The 18301-nt window shown below is 64.7% G+C and carries 14 protein-coding genes and 2 pseudogenes; 14 read left to right on the top strand and 2 right to left on the bottom strand.

Annotation, left to right across the window (positions count from 1 at the left end; genetic code table 11):
* The first annotated feature begins 3 nt into the window (after positions 1-3).
* The 11 genes and pseudogenes from ACZYGA_RS04910 (at position 4) to murB (ending at position 9414) form a co-directional block, all read left to right on the top strand.
* On the top strand, positions 4-1146 hold the full coding sequence (locus ACZYGA_RS04910; RefSeq protein ID WP_479398624.1) for a ComEC/Rec2 family competence protein: 1143 nt from the start codon (positions 4-6) through the stop codon (positions 1144-1146).
* Positions 1028-1444: pseudogene (locus ACZYGA_RS04905) on the top strand (ComEC/Rec2 family competence protein); the annotation flags it as partial. The gene ACZYGA_RS04910 and the pseudogene ACZYGA_RS04905, both read left to right, overlap by 119 nt.
* The gene (locus ACZYGA_RS04900) at positions 1445-2680 is read left to right on the top strand and encodes a ComEC/Rec2 family competence protein (RefSeq protein ID WP_479398622.1); all 1236 of its coding nucleotides are present in this window, start codon (positions 1445-1447) and stop codon (positions 2678-2680) included.
* Positions 2681-2800: 120 nt separating this feature from the next.
* Positions 2801-3385: pseudogene (locus tag ACZYGA_RS04895) on the top strand (MotA/TolQ/ExbB proton channel family protein); the annotation flags it as partial.
* A gap of 194 nt (positions 3386-3579) precedes the next feature.
* Positions 3580-4005 carry an ExbD/TolR family protein gene (locus ACZYGA_RS04890; protein WP_077372047.1) on the top strand — a complete coding sequence of 142 codons (426 nt, stop codon included), beginning with the start codon at positions 3580-3582 and terminating at the stop codon, positions 4003-4005.
* 28 nt (positions 4006-4033) lie between these two features.
* Positions 4034-5782 carry a lipid A export permease/ATP-binding protein MsbA gene (gene msbA / locus ACZYGA_RS04885; RefSeq protein WP_254696427.1) on the top strand — a complete coding sequence of 583 codons (1749 nt, stop codon included), beginning with the start codon at positions 4034-4036 and terminating at the stop codon, positions 5780-5782.
* On the top strand, positions 5779-6768 hold the full coding sequence (gene lpxK / locus ACZYGA_RS04880) for a tetraacyldisaccharide 4'-kinase (RefSeq protein WP_077372052.1): 990 nt from the start codon (positions 5779-5781) through the stop codon (positions 6766-6768). The genes msbA and lpxK overlap by 4 nt, the downstream gene beginning before the upstream one ends.
* A 52-nt stretch (positions 6769-6820) precedes the next feature.
* Complete coding sequence (locus ACZYGA_RS04875; RefSeq protein ID WP_077372055.1) at positions 6821-7015, top strand: Trm112 family protein; 195 nt, start codon at positions 6821-6823, stop codon at positions 7013-7015.
* A complete protein-coding gene (kdsB, locus tag ACZYGA_RS04870; protein WP_077372058.1) occupies positions 7015-7821 on the top strand; it encodes a 3-deoxy-manno-octulosonate cytidylyltransferase in 807 nt (268 codons plus the stop codon). Before ACZYGA_RS04875 ends, kdsB begins: the two co-directional genes overlap by 1 nt.
* Positions 7814-8356: a low molecular weight protein-tyrosine-phosphatase gene (locus ACZYGA_RS04865; RefSeq protein WP_479398505.1), complete on the top strand. Its 543-nt coding sequence runs from the start codon at positions 7814-7816 to the stop codon at positions 8354-8356. Before kdsB ends, ACZYGA_RS04865 begins: the two co-directional genes overlap by 8 nt.
* Entirely contained in the window at positions 8353-9414 is a 1062-nt protein-coding gene (gene murB / locus ACZYGA_RS04860) for a UDP-N-acetylmuramate dehydrogenase (protein WP_479398504.1), read from the top strand. Before ACZYGA_RS04865 ends, murB begins: the two co-directional genes overlap by 4 nt.
* Positions 9415-9539: 125 nt before the next feature.
* On the opposite strand, the gene rne is transcribed toward murB, so the two are convergent.
* Positions 9540-13634: a ribonuclease E gene (rne, locus tag ACZYGA_RS04855; protein ID WP_479398502.1), complete on the bottom strand. Its 4095-nt coding sequence runs from the start codon at positions 13632-13634 to the stop codon at positions 9540-9542.
* Positions 13635-14664: 1030 nt separating this feature from the next.
* Here rne and rluC point away from each other — a divergent pair.
* From rluC to sppA, 3 genes are read left to right on the top strand one after another with little or no spacing between them, the layout of a single operon-like run.
* Entirely contained in the window at positions 14665-15624 is a 960-nt protein-coding gene (gene rluC, locus ACZYGA_RS04850) for a 23S rRNA pseudouridine(955/2504/2580) synthase RluC (RefSeq protein WP_077372067.1), read from the top strand.
* The gene (locus tag ACZYGA_RS04845; protein WP_136938267.1) at positions 15617-16303 is read left to right on the top strand and encodes an HAD-IA family hydrolase; all 687 of its coding nucleotides are present in this window, start codon (positions 15617-15619) and stop codon (positions 16301-16303) included. Before rluC ends, ACZYGA_RS04845 begins: the two co-directional genes overlap by 8 nt.
* Positions 16304-16338: 35 nt before the next feature.
* Positions 16339-17415, top strand: coding sequence for a signal peptide peptidase SppA (gene sppA / locus ACZYGA_RS04840; RefSeq protein WP_077372070.1), 1077 nt, complete (start codon positions 16339-16341; stop codon positions 17413-17415).
* Here sppA and ACZYGA_RS04835 read toward each other — a convergent pair.
* A complete protein-coding gene (locus ACZYGA_RS04835) occupies positions 17412-17999 on the bottom strand; it encodes a Maf family protein (RefSeq protein WP_141392621.1) in 588 nt (195 codons plus the stop codon). The genes sppA and ACZYGA_RS04835 overlap by 4 nt on opposite strands.
* Between the last annotated feature and the right edge of the window lie 302 nt (positions 18000-18301).

Below are 18301 nucleotides of genomic sequence, written 5' to 3'. Positions count from 1 at the left end.
CGCATGCCGGATGGCGCACCCGAAAGCGCAGGGGATGTCTTGAGCGGGATGGCAGACAGCCTGTTGCTGCCATCCCTGGTGCTCAGCCTGCTGGTGATGCTCGCCTTCGCGCGACGCCCGGCAGTCCTGCGGCTGGGGATTGCTCTGTGGGGTGGGCTGTTGCTCGGGCTGGCGCATCAGCCACTCATGCTTGCCGAAGCACTGGCGCGCGAGGATATCTGGCTGGAGGGGCGCATCGAGCAGGCCAGCCGTTCGCTCCCGGCCCCGGGGGAGTCGGTGCGTCTGGTCTTCAGGGTGGAAGCCTGTCGAGCCTCGGGCGCTGACGGCGAAGCAGGCGGAGAGCAAGGTGAGGCGCTCAAGCCCCCCAGGGTGAACGCATCCGGCATGACGAGCGCCGGGCGTGAGCTGGCCTGTCGTCGTCTCGAGGGCCAGCGGGTGCAATTGCGGCGCTACTGGCCGCGGCGTACCGCCTCTGAATCATCAGCTTCGCCTCTTCTCGTTCCCTGGCAAGCAGGGGAGCGGTGGCGGCTGATCGCCAGACTGGTGCCGCCGCATGCTGCCAGCAACCCGGACGCGCTGCAGAGTTTTGATCGGGTCAGCTGGTGGTGGCGCGAGGGGATCGTGGCGACGGGGTACGTGCGAGACCCCGCCCGAGCACAGCGACTGGCACCACCCCGCGGGGTGGCAGCGTTGCGCCTGGCGGCCGAGCAGCGGCTCTGGCAGGGCTGTGGAGGGCGGAGCGATGACATCCAATGGGCGCATTCGCCCTGCCGCTGGCTGGCGGCGCTGACGCTGGGGCGTGCCTCGGCGCTGACTCGCGATGACTGGGAGTCCTTGAATGCCACCGGGTTGACGCACCTCGCCGTGGTGTCAGGGCTGCATGTCGGGCTGATGGCAAGCCTGGTGCTGGTGGTGAGCTTTGGCGTCCTGCGCCCGTCTTCGTCCTGCCGACTGGCGTTTCAGCGTCGCTCCCTGGTGGCTGGCGTGTCTGGCGGCCTGGAGTTTCGCGATACTGGCGGGGCTGGCACCGCCGGCGCTGCGAGCGGCGCTGATGACAAGTGTTGGGTTGTGGATGGCCAGCGGGCGCAGCGGCCTGGGCGTCTGGCAGATATGGATGCTGGCGTTGTCGCTGGTGATCGGCCTTGATCCGCTGGCCTTGTGGCGACCCGGCACCTGGTATTCGTTTCTTGCCGTGGCAGCGCTGCTGCTGGCCTGGCAGGGGTGTGAGCGCCCCCGCGGCGCGCTGGGCTGGTGTCGCGCCACGCTGCGCAGTCAATGGGTGTTGACGCTGGTGATGGGGGTCGCTCTGCTGGTCGGGCGTGGTCAGTTGTCATGGCTTGCGATGCCGATGAACCTCGCCATTGCTCCGCTCGCGACCCTCCTGGTCGTGCCGTTGGGGATGCTGGGCTGGGGGCTGGCTGGCATCGACTCCCTGCTGGATGCGATGGGCTTGCGGCTGTCGGAAGGGGCGGGAATGAGCGGGGCGCTGTGGCAGTGGCTCGCCGAGCGAGTGGATCATGGCATGGCGTGGCTCGGGACCGTCACGCAGCGCCATGGCCTCTGGCCCGCACGGACAGCGACGGACACCCTGTCCGCTGACATGGCAGCAGCGATGGCGATGATGGTACTGGGCGGCCTGTGGCTGGCAAGTGGAGTGCCGGGGTTGGAGCGCCGTGTCAGAGGGCTGTGCACCGCCCTGGCGATGCTGTGGGGGACGGGGCTTGCCTTGCTGCTGTGGCCGCCTGCGCCATGGCCGTCCAGCGCCCACGCCGGCGAAGGACGCACAGGGCGCGACAGCGAATGGCTTGCCGATTCGCGAGCGGCCCCGTTGGTCGTGACCGTCCATGACGTCGGACAGGGGCTGGCGATATCGCTCAGGGTAGCGGGGCGCGTGCTGTCACCTGAGACGATGGAGGATCTTCCTCGTCATTGGCTCTATGATCTCGGCCCCGGTGCTGCCTTCGGGCCGCCGCGCATGGGGGAACTGCTGAAGGCTGCCGAGGCGCCTTGGGGCGTCATCATCAGTCATGGTGATGGCGATCATGCTGGCGGGCTGGCGGCGCTGCGAGCGGAGCAGGTCGCACAGTTGTGGGTGCCTCAGGGACAGAGAGGCCGTCTTGACCGTCAGGTCGGCTGGCTGAAGGGCGTGCCGACCGCGTCCTGTGAGACAGGGCGGCGCATCACGCTCGGCCATCTCGCCGACCGCCCCGTGAGACTGGAGATGCTGTGGCCGCCGCCCGGGTGGAAGGTGCGGCGTGACAATGCCCACTCCTGTGTGGTCCTGATCGCGTGGGGTGAGCGTCCGCTGGCGTTGCTGAGTGGCGATATCGGGGTGCAGGAGGAGCGCCAGCTGGTGGAGCTGCTCTCGCGTCGGCTGGCGGGAAGCCCGCTGCCGTTGCTGGTCGTCGCGCACCATGGCAGTCGCAGCAGCAGTGGGGAATCCTGGCTCGCGCGTCTGGCACCGCGCCACGCGATCATCAGTGCCGGACGCTACAACCCGCATGGTCATCCGCATGACGAGGTGGTCGAACGCCTGATGCGGCATGCGCAATGTGTCTGGCACAGTGGCCTGGAGGGAGCGCTGCGCTGGGAGTGGTCCCCTGACGCGGAGCGCCTCATTCCCGCGCGGGGTGCTGCCGGTATCGATACGCAGTGCCTTGGGGTAAAATCCGTTGATTGATCAGGGGCATGGCGAATGTCTGCCTGTCAGCGTGCCAGGGACGCGGTCGCGCAGGCCTGATGACGACAACAATGATCGGCGCCGTTGACGGTGCACCATCAAGACCAAGGGAGAGGTCACATGTTGGAAGCCTTGTACGCAGGGGGGCTGCTGATGCTCCCGATCCTGGGATGTTCGGTCGTGGCACTGGCCATCATCCTCGAACGTCTGTGGACGTTGCGCACGCGCCGTATCGCGCCGCGCGGTCTGGGACAGCAGGTGTGTGAACTGATCAGTCAGGGACAGGTCAATGTCTACTGGTTGGAGAGTCATTCGCCCCTTGGGGGGGTGCTGGCGGCAGGGCTTCGCAATGCGCGCCTGGGCAATGAACAGGTGCGTGCGCGCATTCAGGAATCGGCCGTTGCGGTGATCCACGACATGGAGCGCTTCCTGAGCCCCCTGGGGACCATCGCGGCCATCACCCCGCTGCTGGGCCTTCTGGGCACGGTGGTCGGCATGATCGATGTCTTCGCCGTGATCGTGGACGCCGGGTCCGCCGAGCGTGCCCAGGAGCTGGCCGGCGGGATTTCCCAGGCGCTTGTCACCACGGCGGCGGGTCTGACGGTCGCGATTCCGGCGCTGATGTTCCATCGCTATTTCCAGCGTCGAGTGGAAGACATCACCGTGACCATGGAAGAGCAGGCGGGGCAGGTGGTGGAGTACATCTCGCACCATCAGGGGGAGCTGGGGCTGGCCGAGAGTCATGACGGCTTCGATCGTCGCGCGGGCCAGCGCAACGGGCCAGCGCCGAGGGAGAGTCTGCCGGAAGACCTGCCGGCCTACATGCGTCGGGACGAGGATGATCCGCTGTCGGGCTCCGATACGCTCGCCGATCGAGGCGTGGGGCCCGGGAGGCCGTCATGAGGTTTCCTCGTCGCCAGCGTGAATCGGTCGAGGTCAATCTCACGCCGCTGATCGACGTGGTCTTTCTGCTGCTGATCTTCTTCATGGTCTCGACCACGTTTGACAGTCGACGCGCCCTGGACCTGATTCTGCCGCAATCCAGTCAGGCCAGCGCCGTGGAGCAGGCGCCGCTGATCATGACCATCGGCGCCAAGGGAGATTTCACGCTCGGTGACACCTCGCTCACCGAGTCAGCATTGGGGGCTGCGCTTGCACGACACAAGGACCAGGCTGATCGCTTCGGGTTGATCCTCGAAGCCGATGGCCGTACGCCACATGCGAAGGTGGTGAAAGCGTTGGACGCTGCCGCCGAAGTGGGCATTACCCGAGTGCGCATCAGTACGCGCACCGGGACCGATACATCACCACCGGATGCCCCATGAGGGCGCCGCTCAAGTCTATGGAGACCCCGTGAGTCGCGACTCCACCTGGATTCATTACCGCCGCCTGCTCGGCTATGTCCGTCCGTACTGGAAGATGTTCCTGGCTGCCGTGCTGGGTTACGTCATCTATGGTGCCTCGAGCACGGCGCTGGCCGAGATGATGAAGCGCCTGATCGATGGCATTCAGAATCCTGACGCCCAGTTCAGATTGTTCCTGCCGTTGTTCGTGATCGGCATGTTCGCGATACGCGGTGTGGGGACCTTCCTGGGGACCTACTGCATGAGCGACGTGGCACGCAACGTGGTGCATACCCTGCGTACCACCGTGTTCAACCACATGCTGCATCTGCCGGGACGTTACTTCGACGAGAACTCCACCGGTCACCTGATCACCCGCGTGACCTATCACGTGGAGCAGATCACCGGCGCCGCCACCAAGGCATTGACCATCATCATGCGCGAAGGCTTCTTCGTGCTGGGTCTGCTGAGCTATCTGTTCTGGACCAACTGGAAACTCACGCTGGTATTCATCGCGGTCACGCCGCTGATCGGCTGGGTGGTCAGCTATGCCAGCAAGCGCTTCCGCAAGCTCTCCAAGCGTATCCAGGGCTCGATGGGGGAGGTCACCCATGTGGCATCCGAGGCGCTGTCCGGGCATCGGGTGGTCCGCACCCACGGTGCGGAAGATTACGAGAAGGCGCGCTTCGCTGCGGTCAGTGAGTACAACCGCGAGCAGAAGATGAAGGAGGCGTTGACCAAGGCCACCGCCACGCCGGTGATCCAGCTGTTGATCGCCGTGGCACTGGCGACCCTGGTGTGGCTGGCGATGGCGCCGGAATTGATGGCTGGCATGTCGGCGGGTGAATTCGTCGGCTTCATCACCGCGGCCTCGATGATGGCCAAGCCGGTGCGTCAGCTGACCGAGGTCAACGGCGAGATCCAGAAGGGCATGGCGGCATCCGAGGAGCTGTTCGGGCTGCTCGACATGCCCGCGGAGCCCGACAACGGCAACGTGGTTCCGGACGGTCGCCTGGCGGGTCGGGTGCGCTTCGACAACGTCCACTTCCGCTACGCTGACAATCAGCCGGATGTGCTCAAGGGCATCGATCTGGAAGTGGAGGCCGGGCAGATGGTGGCCATCGTCGGGCGCTCCGGTTCCGGCAAGTCGACGCTGATGAGCCTGCTGCCACGGTTCTACTCGCCTACCACGGGCCGCATCCTGATCGACGACGTGGCCATCGAGGACTACAAGCTGCGCCCGATGCGCCAGCAGATCGCGCTGGTCTCCCAGAACGTGACGTTGTTCAATGCCAACCTCACCGCCAATATCGCCTACGGCACCGGGGAAGCGGATGTCCAGCGGGTCGAGGAGGCGGCGCGCGCCGCCTATGCCCACGAGTTCATCGAACGCATGAGTCAGGGCTATGACACCATCGTCGGTGACAACGGCATCATGCTCTCGGGAGGGCAGCGTCAGCGCATCGCCATCGCGCGTGCCATCTACAAGGATTCGCCGATTCTGGTGCTGGACGAGGCCACCTCGGCGCTGGACACCGAGTCGGAACGCTATATCCAGCGGGCGCTGGAGGAAGTCTGTCAGGGCCGTACCACCTTCGTCATCGCGCACAGGCTGTCCACCATCGAGAAGGCGGATCGCATCCTGGTGATGGATGACGGCGAGATCATCGAAGACGGTACGCATGAAGCGTTGATCGCTCAGGAAGGGGCCTACGCCGCCCTGCATCGCATCCAGTTCCGGGAGACGGCTGACGCATGAGTGAACGACTGGTAGACGCCTGGTATCGGGGCGCCGCCTGGCTCCATCTGTTACGTCCGCTGGAGCATGTCTATAAAGGGGTGGTGGCACGCCGACGTGAGGCCTATCTCACTGGCAAACGTGAGGTCTGGAAGGCGCCGGTGCCGGTGATCGTGATCGGCAACATCACCGTCGGTGGAACCGGCAAGTCGCCGCTGGTGGCCTGGCTCGGCCGTTGGTTGAGCGAGCAGGGCTGGCGCCCGGGCATCATCTCACGGGGCTATGGTGGCCACGCGCCGCGTTACCCGCTGTATGTCCAGGCCGATACGGACCCGCAGCACGCCGGTGATGAGCCGGTGATGCTGGCTCAGCAGACCGGCCTGCCGGTGGCGGTGGACCCGGACCGTCCCAGTGCCGCGCGTCGTCTGATCGCGGCGGGGTGCGACATCCTGCTCTCCGATGACGGCTTGCAGCACCATGCGCTGGGGCGAGACATCGAGCTGGTGGTGGTGGATGGCGAGCGCGCCTTCGGCAATCAGCGGTGCCTGCCGGCGGGCCCCCTGCGGGAGCCGCTGTCACGGCTGGCGAGTGTCGATGCTGTGATCTCCAATGGGGTGATCGACTGCACCCGTCTGCCGGTGGAATCACATTGCATGACGCTGACGCCGGTCCATTGGCGCCATCTGATCGATGATGTGCGTTATCCCGCCACTCATCAGCCATTCAGTGGCTCGGTGCATGCACTGGCCGGTATCGGCAATCCACAGCGTTTCTTCCGTACCTTGACCAATCTGGGGGTGGAGCATCAGCCCCATCCCCTGGCGGACCATCATCGCTTCACGCCGACGGATCTGCGCTTTTCCGACAACCTGCCGGTGGTGATGACGGCCAAGGATGCCGTGAAGTGTCGCCGCTTCGCCAACGAGCGTTGCTGGGCACTGGATGTCGAGGCGCGTCCGGATCAGGCGCTGGTGGATTGGCTCGCCAACCGCCTCGAGGCGCTGTGAGCGACTGACCGATTGTTTCTTTCTTATTAGCTGTTATCCCGGAGATGTCTCGATGGACAAGGAATTGCTCGCGCTGCTGGTCTGCCCGCTTTGTCAGGCCAAGCTGACCTATGATGCGGCGAATGCCGAGCTCAAGTGCTTCTATGATGGACTGGCCTATCCCGTGCGTGACGGCATCCCCGTTATGCTGGAAGAAGAAGCGCGCGTGATGGATGCCGACGAGAAGCTCAAGGGGAGTCGCGGCTGATGAGCGATGTGGCGCACAGCAGTGATGTGACAGGTCGTGGCGCCGTGGTGGTGATTCCGGCGCGCTTCAACTCCTCGCGCCTGCCCGGCAAGCCGTTGGCGGACATCCATGGTCGGCCGATGATCGAGCATGTCTGGCGCAATGCCTGTGCCAGTCAGGCAAGCCGTGTGGTGATCGCCACGGACGACGAGCGTATCCGCACCGTCTGTGAGGGCTTCGGTGCCGAGGTCGTGATGACTCGTGCCGATCACCCCAGTGGCACCGATCGTCTCGCGGAAGTGGTCGAGCGGCTGGCACTGGCTCCCGAGACGCTGGTCGTCAACGTGCAGGGAGATGAGCCGCTGTTGCCTGCCGCGCTGATCGATCAGGTCACCTTGCGTCTCGAGGAAGACGAGGGGGCTTCCATCGCGACCCTGGCCGAGCCCATCACCAGTGTCGATAGCCTGTTCAATCCCAATGTGGTCAAGGTGGTGCGTGATCTGCGTGGTCGCGCGCTGTACTTCTCGCGCGCACCGCTGCCGTGGGATCGGGAGCACTTCACCACGCCGCCGACCGTGCTGGCCACCGACTCCTGGTTGCGCCATATCGGTCTCTACGCCTATCGCGCCAGCTTTCTGAGCGAATATGTCGATTGGCTGCCGGCGCCGCTGGAGCAGCTCGAGCAGCTCGAGCAATTGCGCGCACTGCATCATGGTCATGCGATTCAGGTCGCCATCGCCTGCACCTCCCATCCTGCCGGTGTGGATACCCAGGAAGATCTCGAGCGCGTGCGTGACTGGCTGACGCAAGAGGCCGGTGATGAGTGAGTTGCTTGAGCGGATAGCGGCGCGCAGACCGCCGGTCAGACGAATTCTGATGGTCTGTCTGGGCAATATCTGTCGCTCCCCCAGCGCGGAAGGCGTACTGCGTGCCGCGCTGGCACGCCATGGGCTGGATGAGCTCATCGAGGTCGACAGCTGTGGTACCAGTGACTGGCATGTGGGTGCTCCGCCGGATTCACGTGCCATCGCGCATGCGGCTGAGCGTGGGTACGACATCAGTGGCCTGCGCGCCCGCCAGCTGTGCGTGCAGGACTTTTATGACGTCGATCTGATCCTGGTGATGGATGATGCCAACCTGAGTGACGCGCGGCGTCTGGCACCCCAGGACAGTCCGGCACTGCTTGGCCGTCTGCTGGACCTGCTGCCGACGCCGCTGCCGGCTCCGGCGCGAGGCAGTCGCGAAGTGCCGGACCCCTATACCGGGGGGCCTGCGGCCTTCGAGCAGGTGCTGGACCTGATCGACATCGCCTGTGAGGCATTGATCGATGCCCTGCCACCTGTCACGCGGGCCCCTTCATGATGGCGCCCGACAAGTCATCGACGAGAGCATCACTGACGGCCTGCAATACCTTGGGCTTTGCCGCCACCGCACGTACCTTCAGTGAGCCACGCAGCGTGGCCGAGGCGCGTCGCCAGATTCTGGACTCGCGTGCGGCCGATGAGCGTCTGGTGGTGATCGGTGGGGGCAGCAATCTGGTGTTGCTGCCCTGGCTGGATGCCCATGTGATGCGCCCGGCCTTCGAGGCCATGACGATCACGCCGGCAGCGGATGGCAGAACCGCCACCGTGAGTGTCGAGGCGGGCAAGCGCTGGCACGCCCTGGTGATGGAGCTGGCGACAGCTGGCTGGTGGGGCTATGAGAATCTGGCCTTGATTCCCGGCTGCTGTGGCGCAGCCCCGATCCAGAACATCGGTGCCTATGGTGTCGAGCTGGCCGACCATCTGCTGCGACTGGAAGTCATGTCGCTGGAGGATGGCAGCACGCGCTGGCTGAGTCGCGAGGAGTGCGCCTTCGGCTACCGTGACAGTCTCTTCAAGGGGTCGCTTGAGCATCGCGTCCTGATCACTCGCCTGGAGTTCGTGGTGACGCGTGAAGCGACACCGCAACTGGCCTATGGGGACCTCGCTCAGCGCGTCAATGCCGCCACACCGCAAGGGGAGGCCATCACGCCATTGAGCGTGGCGAATGCCGTGATTGCCACGCGCAGTGAAAAGCTGCCGGACCCTGCCGTGCTCGGCAATGCGGGAAGCTTCTTCAAGAACCCTCAGCTTGCCGCCGACGAGGCTCGCGAGCTGTTGGCGCATCATCCGACCTTGCCGCACTACCCGCAGGCCGATGGCAGCGTGAAACTGGCGGCCGGCTGGCTGATCGACCAATGTGGCCTCAAGGGGGCACGTCGGGGTCATGTCGGCGTGCATGATCGCCAGGCGCTGGTGCTGGTTCACTTTGGGGGCGGGCAGGTCTCGGAGCTGCTGGCGCTGGCACAGGAGGTGCGTGAGAGCGTTCATGCGCGCTTCGGGGTCTGGCTGGAGCAGGAACCGCGCGTACTGGGAGAGATGGCCGCGACGCCTTCCTGACGGTTGGTCGGTTTGTCGAAGGTATTCCGCCACGAAAAAGCCCCGCAGATCACTCTGCGGGGCTTTTTCGTGGCGGGTCAATCCCCTGCCTGCACCGATGAAGCCGGTGAGGCAGGGGGCAGGGCTCAACGTGTCGTGCTGTCGTCGTTGTCCTGCGAGCTGACTTCTGCCTGACCCTCTGTCGCCTGAGCATCGGCGGCCGCTTTCTCGGCGGCCTCACGCTCACGACGACGAACTTCGCGCGGGTCATTGTAGGCGCGAGCACCACGGCGGCGACGTGAAGCGTTGGCGGTCCCGGCTGCCTCATCTTGCTTGTCATCGCTTGCAGGTGCCTGAGCGTCTGCCGCGGCGATGTCGTCATCCTGTGCTGGCGTTTCCGTCTGCACGGAGGCGGTCGCCTCGACATCTTCCAGAGCGGGCTCTACTGGCGCAGCCTCTGCCTGAGACGCATCAGGCTGTGCATCGGCCTGAGTCGACGCCAGCGGGGTCGCGGCAGATTCCGTCTGTGGCTGCTGCACTTCCGGCTTGGCGGCTTCAGACTGCCCTGCATCGCGCTCGGTAGGAGCAGTCTCAGGAGTCGCTTCTACCTGAGCTGCCGTCTCTGGCTGCGTCGCCGCTTCGCTGGCGTGCTCAGTGCGATGGGGCGTGTCTGCTTCCACACAAGCTTCGGTCTCGGCCACGGACGCCGTCTCCTGCGGCATCACGCTGTCCTTCAGCGCCTGGCTGTCGACGGCCGCTTCCGGTGCGGTCTCCACCGCGACCTGCGCCTGTACCGCGCTGTCATCCGCCTTGACGTCCGTTGCTGCCACATCGGCCTCGGCATCGGACACGGTTTCAGAGGTGTCGGCATCGGTCTTGGTCGTTGCGCTCAGCGTCTCGGCCTGCGCTTGATGAGCGTTGGCCTGCTGCGGTGCATGCTGCTCAGTACGCTGGGTGGCGTGCTGTTCAGTGCGCTGAGCCTGATGGGGCGTGGCAGGCGCGGTGCTGGAGTCGCTGACCTCGGCAGAGCCATCCCGTGTCGTCACGTCCTGTTGCAGGGCTTGCGTGCTGGGCGCACTGATTTCCGGCGCCTCTGGCGTCTCGGCGACCGACGGCTGCTCATCAGGCGAGGCGTTGTCAGCGGTCACTGCCACGGCCGGCGTCACCTCCGTCTCCACCTTGGCGCTGACGTCGGCACTGGTGTCGGCAGGTGCTGCCTTGTCGCCATCGCTGTCAGCGACGACAGCTTGCGCTTGCGGTTCACTGCTCTCGACCGTCTCAGGCGCGACCTTCACGCCTTCGGCACCTTCCTCGGCAACGGCGGGAACCGGTTGCTGCGGTGCTGCGGTCGAGGCGACGTCATCGAGCACGGCGTCGGCTGGCTGAGCGCTCTGCGCCTGCGGGCCGGCCAGTGCCATGGCCTTCAGGGACTGCTGCTGAGCGATGGCGTCGGGGTTGAGTGCATGGCTGCGGCTACGAGCGCGCGGATTGTTGCGCGTCGGCTGCTGGACATCGTCTGCCTGCTGCTCGCTCTGCTGGGCCTGTTCTGCCGCCTTGATGGACTCGCGAGCATGATGGCTGTTGACCTGCTCTGCCTTGTCCGCCTTGGAAGGCTTCTCACGGCGCGCCGGCTTGTCATCACGCTTGGCAGCATTGTCCTGCTTGGCCTCGTTCTGCTTGGCATCGTTCTGCTTGGCAACGTTCTGCTTGGCATCGCTCTTGGCATCATTGCCAGACGGCGCCTTGGCAGGTGTCTGTGCGTCGGATGTCTTCTCCGTCGCTTCTGCCTGCGGCTTGCTGTCGTTGGTCACAATGTCCTGAGCGTTGTCCTGACGCGACTCGCTGGACTTGCGACGATTGCCACGGTCATTGCGCTGACGACGCTTGTTGTTGTTGCGACCCTCGGAGCGGTTGTCGCTCTGGCTGTCGTTGCGACCATCGTTGCGACTGTCGTTGCGACCATCGTTGTCGTTGCCGCGCGTGTCCTGCTGACGAGAGTCCTGCTGACGCGAGTCCTGCTGACGCGAGTCCTGCTGGCGTGAATCGCCCTCGGCGTTGCGGCGACGATTGTCGTTGCGTGCGTTGCCGCGGTTGGCATTGCGGCCATCCTTGCGTGCATTGCCGTCGGTTGAGGCTTCGCTGACGCTTTCGCGACGCTCGCGTGCCTTTTCCAGTGCCTTGCGGGCTTCGCTGGACTTGGCCGGCGTCGCGCTGGCGCTGTCGTCGCTGCCCAGCAGGCGGCTGAAGCCCTTGGCCAGACGTGCCAGCAGGCCGCCGCCGGAAGGGGCTGTTGCCGGTGCCTGGGTGGCCGGGGTCGCTGTGGCCTCGGATTTGCTCACCGCATTGCGCCCGTCATTGCGAGAGGTCTGACGATTGTCGTTGCGATTGGCATTGCGGCCGTCATTACGAGTGTCGCTGCGCGATCCCTGACGACTGTCGTTGCGAGTCTCGCTCTGGCTGTCGTTGCGATTGTCGTTGCGGCTGCGGTTATTGCTGCCATTGCCATTGCGACGACGGTTGCCGTTCTTGGCATTGTCGTTGCCGTTGCCGTTGCCGTTGCCGGAAGCGGAGGTGTTCTCGTCAGTCTCGGCGGGCTCGGCAGGCTTGCTGACTTCCGGTGCGGAGGCGGGGGCTGGTGTCGTGTGGGACACACTCTTGACCGCCGCTTCGGTGCGTGCCGGTGGCTTGTCGAAGTTCGGATCCGGCTCCTTGCCGACTTCGGTCTCGACGGACAGCTCGAAGCTGGACTTGTCGGCACCGTCTTCATCGACATGGTCATCACGCAGACGCACGACTTCGTAGTGCGGCGTGTCGAGTTCCGGGTTCGGCAGCAGCACGACATTGACGCCCTGACGACGCTCGATGTCGAACAGCGTGGCGCGCTTCTCGTTGAGCAGGTAGGTCGCGACCGGCACCGGCAGGATGGCGCGGATCTGCGAGCTGCGCTCCTTCATGGCCTCTTCCTCGATCAGGCGCATGATCGAGAGCGCCATGGAGCGCACGTCGCGGATGGTGCCCTGGCCGTCACAGCGCGGGCAGACCACGCCGCTGGTCTCGCCCAGTGACGGACGCAGGCGCTGGCGCGACATTTCCATCAGGCCGAAGCGTGAGATGCGACCGATCTGCACGCGAGCGCGGTCGATCTTGAGCGCGTCTCGCACGCGATTCTCGACTTCACGCTGATTGCGCGCCGGGGTCATGTCGATGAAATCGATCACCACCAGGCCGCCGATGTCACGCAGACGCAGCTGGCGCGCGATCTCGTCCGCCGCTTCCAGATTGGTCTGCAGCGCGGTTTCCTCGATATCGCTGCCACGCGTGGCACGCGCGGAGTTGATGTCGATGGAGACGAGAGCTTCGGTGTGGTCGATGACGATGGCGCCACCGGAAGGCAGCTTCACTTCGCGCTGATAGGCGGTCTCGATCTGGGATTCGATCTGGAAGCGCGAGAACAGCGGGACGTCGTCTTCATAGAGCTTGATCTTCTGCTGATAGCTCGGCATGACCTGACGGACGAAGGACAGGGCTTCTTCCTGGACGTCACCGGAATCGATCAGCACCTCACCGATGTCATTGCGCAGATAGTCGCGCATGGCACGGATGATGACATTGGATTCACGATAGATCAGGAAGGGGGCAGGGCGGCTGGCGGCAGCCTTGGTGACGGCATCCCAGACCTGTGCCAGATAGTCGAGGTCCCATTGGAGCTCTTCTGCGCTCTTGCCGATACCGGCGGTGCGTACGATGACGCCCATCTTGTCCGGCAGGGTGAGGCTGTTCATCGCCTCTTTCAGCTGGGCGCGCTCTTCCCCCTCGATGCGGCGGGAGATGCCACCGGCACGCGGGTTGTTGGGCATCAGCACGAGGAAGCGGCCGGCCAGACTGATGAAGGTGGTCAGGGCGGCGCCCTTGTTGCCACGCTCTTCCTTGTCGACCTGGACGATGACTTCCTGGCCTTCCTTGAGCACTTCCTTGATGTTGGGGCGGCCTTGGCCCGGGTCCTTGCTGAAGTACTCGCGGGAGATTTCCTTGAGCGGCAGGAAGCCGTGGCGATCGGCGCCGAAATCGACGAAGCAGGCTTCCAGACTGGGCTCGATGCGGGTGATCTTGCCGCGGTAGATGTTGGCTTTCTTCTGCTCGCGGGCACCAGACTCGATGTCGAGATCGTAAAGGCGTTGTCCGTCGACCAGTGCGACGCGCAGCTCTTCCGGCTGGGTCGCGTTGATGAGCATCCGTTTCATGTCGTCTCGCTAGACTGGGCGTGCCGAAGGGCAGCCGCATTTGCGTCGGCGACGAGGAACCGTTTTCAGCTTCGTGTTGTGCTCAGCGCATGTCGTGGGATGCGTCTTTCGCATGCAGGCACGTCTCGTGACGTGCCACATGCGGCATGATCATGTTGAGTACTGGAAAGAGGCAGGACGTGTTGCGGGGAACGTTGACTCCTCCGGCCCTGCGGTCTCTTCCCTAACACCTGGCATTCGCCGATTCATCGACGCCGGCCTTCGGCACGGATATCGAATGATTGCCCGGGCATCATGCCCGGGCGGTAGTGTGTCATTGGCCCACCAGAAGGCTGGGCATTGCATCGTGTTGCTGCGCTCGAGGGCAGTGACGTGTCTCGCGGGGAGGTGGCGTCACGGCCGGTCGCGCTGCGGCGCGCGGGGTAACACGTCCCGCGCCCGCTGATAGCGTTACCTCGCCATCTCTGGCGCGGACGTTATCGATGTCTTTCGTCATGATGCTGGCCAGCCAGCGGCATTGGACGACTGTCCGTGAGGCGGCATTCGTGATCTGCAATCGGCAGACCCGTTGCGCAGGACAGCACGCGGCCGACAGTCCAGGTGACAACAGGGTGCGTGAAGACTCTGCACGGTGCTGACGTCGGTGCGCATTGTTTCGTCGTGGGCCGGCTGGCCCTGTTCACGTGGTCTGCATGGGGTTTCACGCCGCATGCAGAACCGTCTACCTCGCCGTCTCGGCGGGGTCGTGACGCGGGTGATCAGGCATATAGAGAAGGCCCATCTCACTGGGCCCGAATATACCAGTAAAGGTATGGGCCAGCAATTCGGCAGGCATATCAAATGCTTCGCCCGAAAGCCCGCCATTCGTCCCGGGTTTCGCGGCCTTGAGCGGCGCAGCCAGAGCCCTCCGATGGCGGGATGATTCCCCATTGGTCGCATGACACCGTAGAATGGCCAGTCTGAGTGCGCCCCGGCGTACGGCAACATGATGAACAGGCCGCGCGAAGGCGAGGCCGGAAAGGAGCGAGACATGGCCGAGGGCCAATCAGTCCAGTGGATCGAGGTTGCCCCGGAACTGGCCGGGCAGCGCATCGACAATTTCCTGCGTACACGTCTCAAGGGGGCACCCAAGGCCTTGATCTATCGCATCGTGCGCAAGGGTGAGGTTCGGGTGAACAAGAAGCGCATCAAGGTCGACTATCGCCTGCAGGCGGGAGACCTGGTGCGTGTACCGCCACTGCGCCTGTCGCCGGAAGCCGCGGTGCAGGAAGTCAGTGGCAATCTGCGTGAGGTGCTGGCGGGCTGCATCGTGCGCGAGACCGATGATTTCATGGTCATCAACAAGCCGTCCGGTCTCGCCGTGCACGGCGGGAGCGGCGTCAAGATCGGGCTGATCGAGGCCATGCGTCAGATTCGTGATGAACTGCCGTTTCTGGAGCTGGTCCATCGTCTGGATCGTGATACCTCCGGCTGCATCCTGCTGGCCAAGACGCGTGCGGCGTTGCTGCAGCTCAATGCGGACCTCAAGGCCCACAAGATGACCAAGCTGTATCTGGCGCTGGTGGAAGGGCGCTGGGACTCGCGGCGTGATTACGTCAATGCACCGCTTGAGCGTTACGACGGCGGCAACGGGGAGCGTCGCGTGCGCGTCGACGAGGCCGGCAAGACGGCCAGTACCCGTTATGCGGTGCGCGAAGCCTATCCCAGCATGACGCTGGTCGAGGCCGAGCCGATCACCGGGCGTACCCACCAGATTCGTGTGCACTCCGTGCATGCCGGTCACCCGCTGCTCGGCGATACCAAGTACGGGACCGAGCGCGGCAATGCGCTGGCGAAGAAGGTCGGGCTGGAGCGCCTGTTCCTGCATGCCGCTCAGCTCAGCTTCCCGGACCCCACCGACGGGCGGACCGTGACGGTCCGTGCGCCGCTGGACAAGCGCATGAAGCGCGTCCTTGCCAATGCTCGAGAATTGGGAGCCCGTCATGACTGACGCCTCTGCGGTACTGCCTTCACCTCGCTATCGTCTGGTCATCTTCGATTGGGACGGTACCTTGATGGACTCCGAGGCACGCATCGTCGATTGCCTGCAGGCGGCCTCGCTGGCGGTCGGCATGGGAGAGCTTCCGGCGCATGCCGCGCGCGACATCATCGGTCTCGGATTGCCGGAGGCCATGGCGCGGCTGTTCCCCGGAGCTTCGGCTGCCCAGTGCGAGGCACTGGTCGAGGCCTACAAGCAGCATTTCGTGGCAGTCGATACCACGCCGCTGGATTTCTTTCCGGGCGTGGAAAATGGCATCGAGCGTCTGCGAGCTCACCCGGAGCAGCTGCTGGCCGTCGCGACGGGCAAGAGTCGTCGCGGGCTTGATCGGATGTTCCAGGCCCATGACTGCGGTGACTGGTTCCACGCCTCGCGTACCGCGGACATGACGCTGTCCAAGCCGCATCCACTGATGCTCGAAGAGCTGCTGGCCGAGCTGAACGTTGAGGCGCATGAGGCGCTGATGGTCGGCGATACCGAATATGATCTCGAGATGGCGCGTGCGCTGGGCATGCACAGTGTCGGTGTCACCTATGGCGTGCACAGCGTGCCGCGACTCGAGGCCTGTGCCCCACAGCGCATCGTCTCGCACTTCGATGAATTGATGGAGTGGCTTGGCGCGGTCAGATGATGACGGTGTCCTGCCCATGACAGGAGCAGCAAGCGATGAGTGACAGGCCGCAGGATCCCTGGCGTGAAGGGCCAGGTGGCAAGGACGAGGGGGGAGCGGGCGCGAGCGGACAGGGCGCTGACAGCGCTGCCACCTCCAGCAGCGAGGTGGACTGGCAGGCGCGTGAGCGTACCGTGCAGCTCGAGATGATGGACCGCTGGGTGCAGGGCGTGGTCACCGAGCAACGGCGCTCCAGGCGCTGGAAGCTGTTCTTTCGCTTCCTGTTCGCGTTGTTGTTCATTGCCTCGATCGCGACATCCGTGACCCTCTTCACGCTCGGCAGCCAGCCGGCAGCCTTGCCCGGTGAACGGCACCTCGGTGTCGTGCGCGTCAAGGGCGTGATCGAGGCGGATGGCGAAGCCAATGCCGAGCGCATCATCAAGGGCCTGCGAGCGGCCAATGAGTCGCCGGCCTCCGTGGCGGTGGTGCTGGATATCAATTCCCCCGGCGGCAGTCCCGTGCAGTCCCAGCGCGTCTATGACGAGTTGATGCGCATGCGGGAGCAGGGTGGCAAGCCGGTGATCGCCGTGATCGAGGATCTCGGGGCGAGTGGCGCCTATTACATGGCAGCTGGCGCCGGCGAGATTCTCGCGGCACCGTCGAGTCTGGTCGGGTCCATCGGGGTGATCTCCTCGAGCTTCGGGCTGAAGGGGCCGATGGAAGAGCTGGGAATCGAGCGACGTGTATTCACGGCAGGTGACAACAAGGCGTTTCTCGATCCCTTCTCCGAGATCTCGCCTGAACAGCGCGACTTCTGGCAGAACGTGCTGGCCACGACTCACCAGCAGTTCATCGCGGCGGTCAAGGCCGGGCGCGGTGAGCGGCTCAAGGACGATCCGGCGCTGTTCTCCGGGCTGATCTGGACCGGCGAGCAGGCTCGCGCGCTCGGGCTTGTGGATCGCACCGCAACGCTTGAGGAGCTGGCCGCCGAACTGGCGCCGCAGGGTGGCGTGCATGATTACACGCCGCGTCAGGATCCCTTCGAGCGCTTCACGCGGCGCTTTGCCGGTGTGATGGCCAGCGCGTTGGGGCTTGACGCCAATGTCTCGCCGGTCAGCTATCGCCTGCCCTAGTCCTCCAGCAGTGGATCCAGGCCTGCCTCACGCAACAGTTCGCACAGGCGAATCAGCGGCAGGCCGATCAGGGTGTTGGGATCACGTCCCTCGAGACGCTCGAAGAGCGTGATGCCCAACCCCTCCATGCGAAAGCTGCCGGCCGAGTCCAGCGGGCATTCGCGCTCGACGTAACGCGTGATCTCCTGCTCGCTCAGCGTGCGAAACACCACGTCGTAGCTTTCATGGCAGACCCAGTGTCGCGCGCTGTGTGTATCCAACAGCGCCAGGCCGGTGACGAAGCGGACACGGCGTCCCGAGAAGCGTGTCAGCTGAGCGCGGGCGGCGGCCAGGTCCTGTGGCTTGCCGAGGATCTCGCCCTCGAAGACGGCCACCTGGTCGCTGCCGATGATCAAGTGGTGTGAATAGGCCTCCGCCAGGGCGTTGGCCTTGCCCAGGGACAGGCGATGGACCAGTGCCTCGGGAGATTCCGTGGGACGAGGGGTTTCATCGATGTCAGGCGCCCCCCATGTGTAGGGGAGTCCGAGTCGATCAAGCAAGGCTCGGCGCCAGCGGGAGCTGGAAGCCAGTACCAGTCGTGTCATGGCGTTGTTCTCTTTTTGGGCTCTCGATTCGTGCAGGCGTTCGGGGCGCGAAGGGGGCGGAGCATGAGAGGGCAGGAGGTCGAGAGGGGGCGGCGCGCGCGTGATTCTCCGTGTGATGCATCGCCGCCATGCATTCTCACGACAACTCGTTGATATGCTTGAGATTGGAGGATGCCGCAAATCCTCTCGGCATTGAAGCGACACAGGCGTACAATCGCGCGCTGAAGGATCCGCCTGACCTCATCTGTGCTCATGCTCGGGTCGGGTGGCGCGGAAAGGCCGCCATGCCGTGGGCTGGCAGA

The organism is Cobetia sp. BL01, assembly GCF_056493605.1.
The sequence above is the reverse complement of the archived record's forward strand: the minus strand, read 5'-3'. Positions and strand labels throughout refer to the sequence as shown.

What these genes read in the sequence shown, in the direction of transcription:
- rne (WP_479398502.1), bottom strand. Translation starts at nt 13,634, where the DNA reads ATGAAACGGATGCTCATCAACGCGACCCAGCCGGAAGAGCTGCGCGTC.
- kdsB (WP_077372058.1), top strand. Translation starts at nt 7,015, where the DNA reads ATGAGCGATGTGGCGCACAGCAGTGATGTGACAGGTCGTGGCGCCGTG.
- ACZYGA_RS04845 (WP_136938267.1), top strand. Translation starts at nt 15,617, where the DNA reads ATGACTGACGCCTCTGCGGTACTGCCTTCACCTCGCTATCGTCTGGTC.
- lpxK (WP_077372052.1), top strand. Translation starts at nt 5,779, where the DNA reads ATGAGTGAACGACTGGTAGACGCCTGGTATCGGGGCGCCGCCTGGCTC.
- ACZYGA_RS04910 (WP_479398624.1), top strand. Translation starts at nt 4, where the DNA reads ATGCCGGATGGCGCACCCGAAAGCGCAGGGGATGTCTTGAGCGGGATG.
- sppA (WP_077372070.1), top strand. Translation starts at nt 16,339, where the DNA reads ATGAGTGACAGGCCGCAGGATCCCTGGCGTGAAGGGCCAGGTGGCAAG.
- ACZYGA_RS04890 (WP_077372047.1), top strand. Translation starts at nt 3,580, where the DNA reads ATGAGGTTTCCTCGTCGCCAGCGTGAATCGGTCGAGGTCAATCTCACG.
- murB (WP_479398504.1), top strand. Translation starts at nt 8,353, where the DNA reads ATGATGGCGCCCGACAAGTCATCGACGAGAGCATCACTGACGGCCTGC.
- ACZYGA_RS04835 (WP_141392621.1), bottom strand. Translation starts at nt 17,999, where the DNA reads ATGACACGACTGGTACTGGCTTCCAGCTCCCGCTGGCGCCGAGCCTTG.
- rluC (WP_077372067.1), top strand. Translation starts at nt 14,665, where the DNA reads ATGGCCGAGGGCCAATCAGTCCAGTGGATCGAGGTTGCCCCGGAACTG.
- ACZYGA_RS04875 (WP_077372055.1), top strand. Translation starts at nt 6,821, where the DNA reads ATGGACAAGGAATTGCTCGCGCTGCTGGTCTGCCCGCTTTGTCAGGCC.
- ACZYGA_RS04865 (WP_479398505.1), top strand. Translation starts at nt 7,814, where the DNA reads ATGAGTGAGTTGCTTGAGCGGATAGCGGCGCGCAGACCGCCGGTCAGA.
- ACZYGA_RS04900 (WP_479398622.1), top strand. Translation starts at nt 1,445, where the DNA reads ATGGGCTTGCGGCTGTCGGAAGGGGCGGGAATGAGCGGGGCGCTGTGG.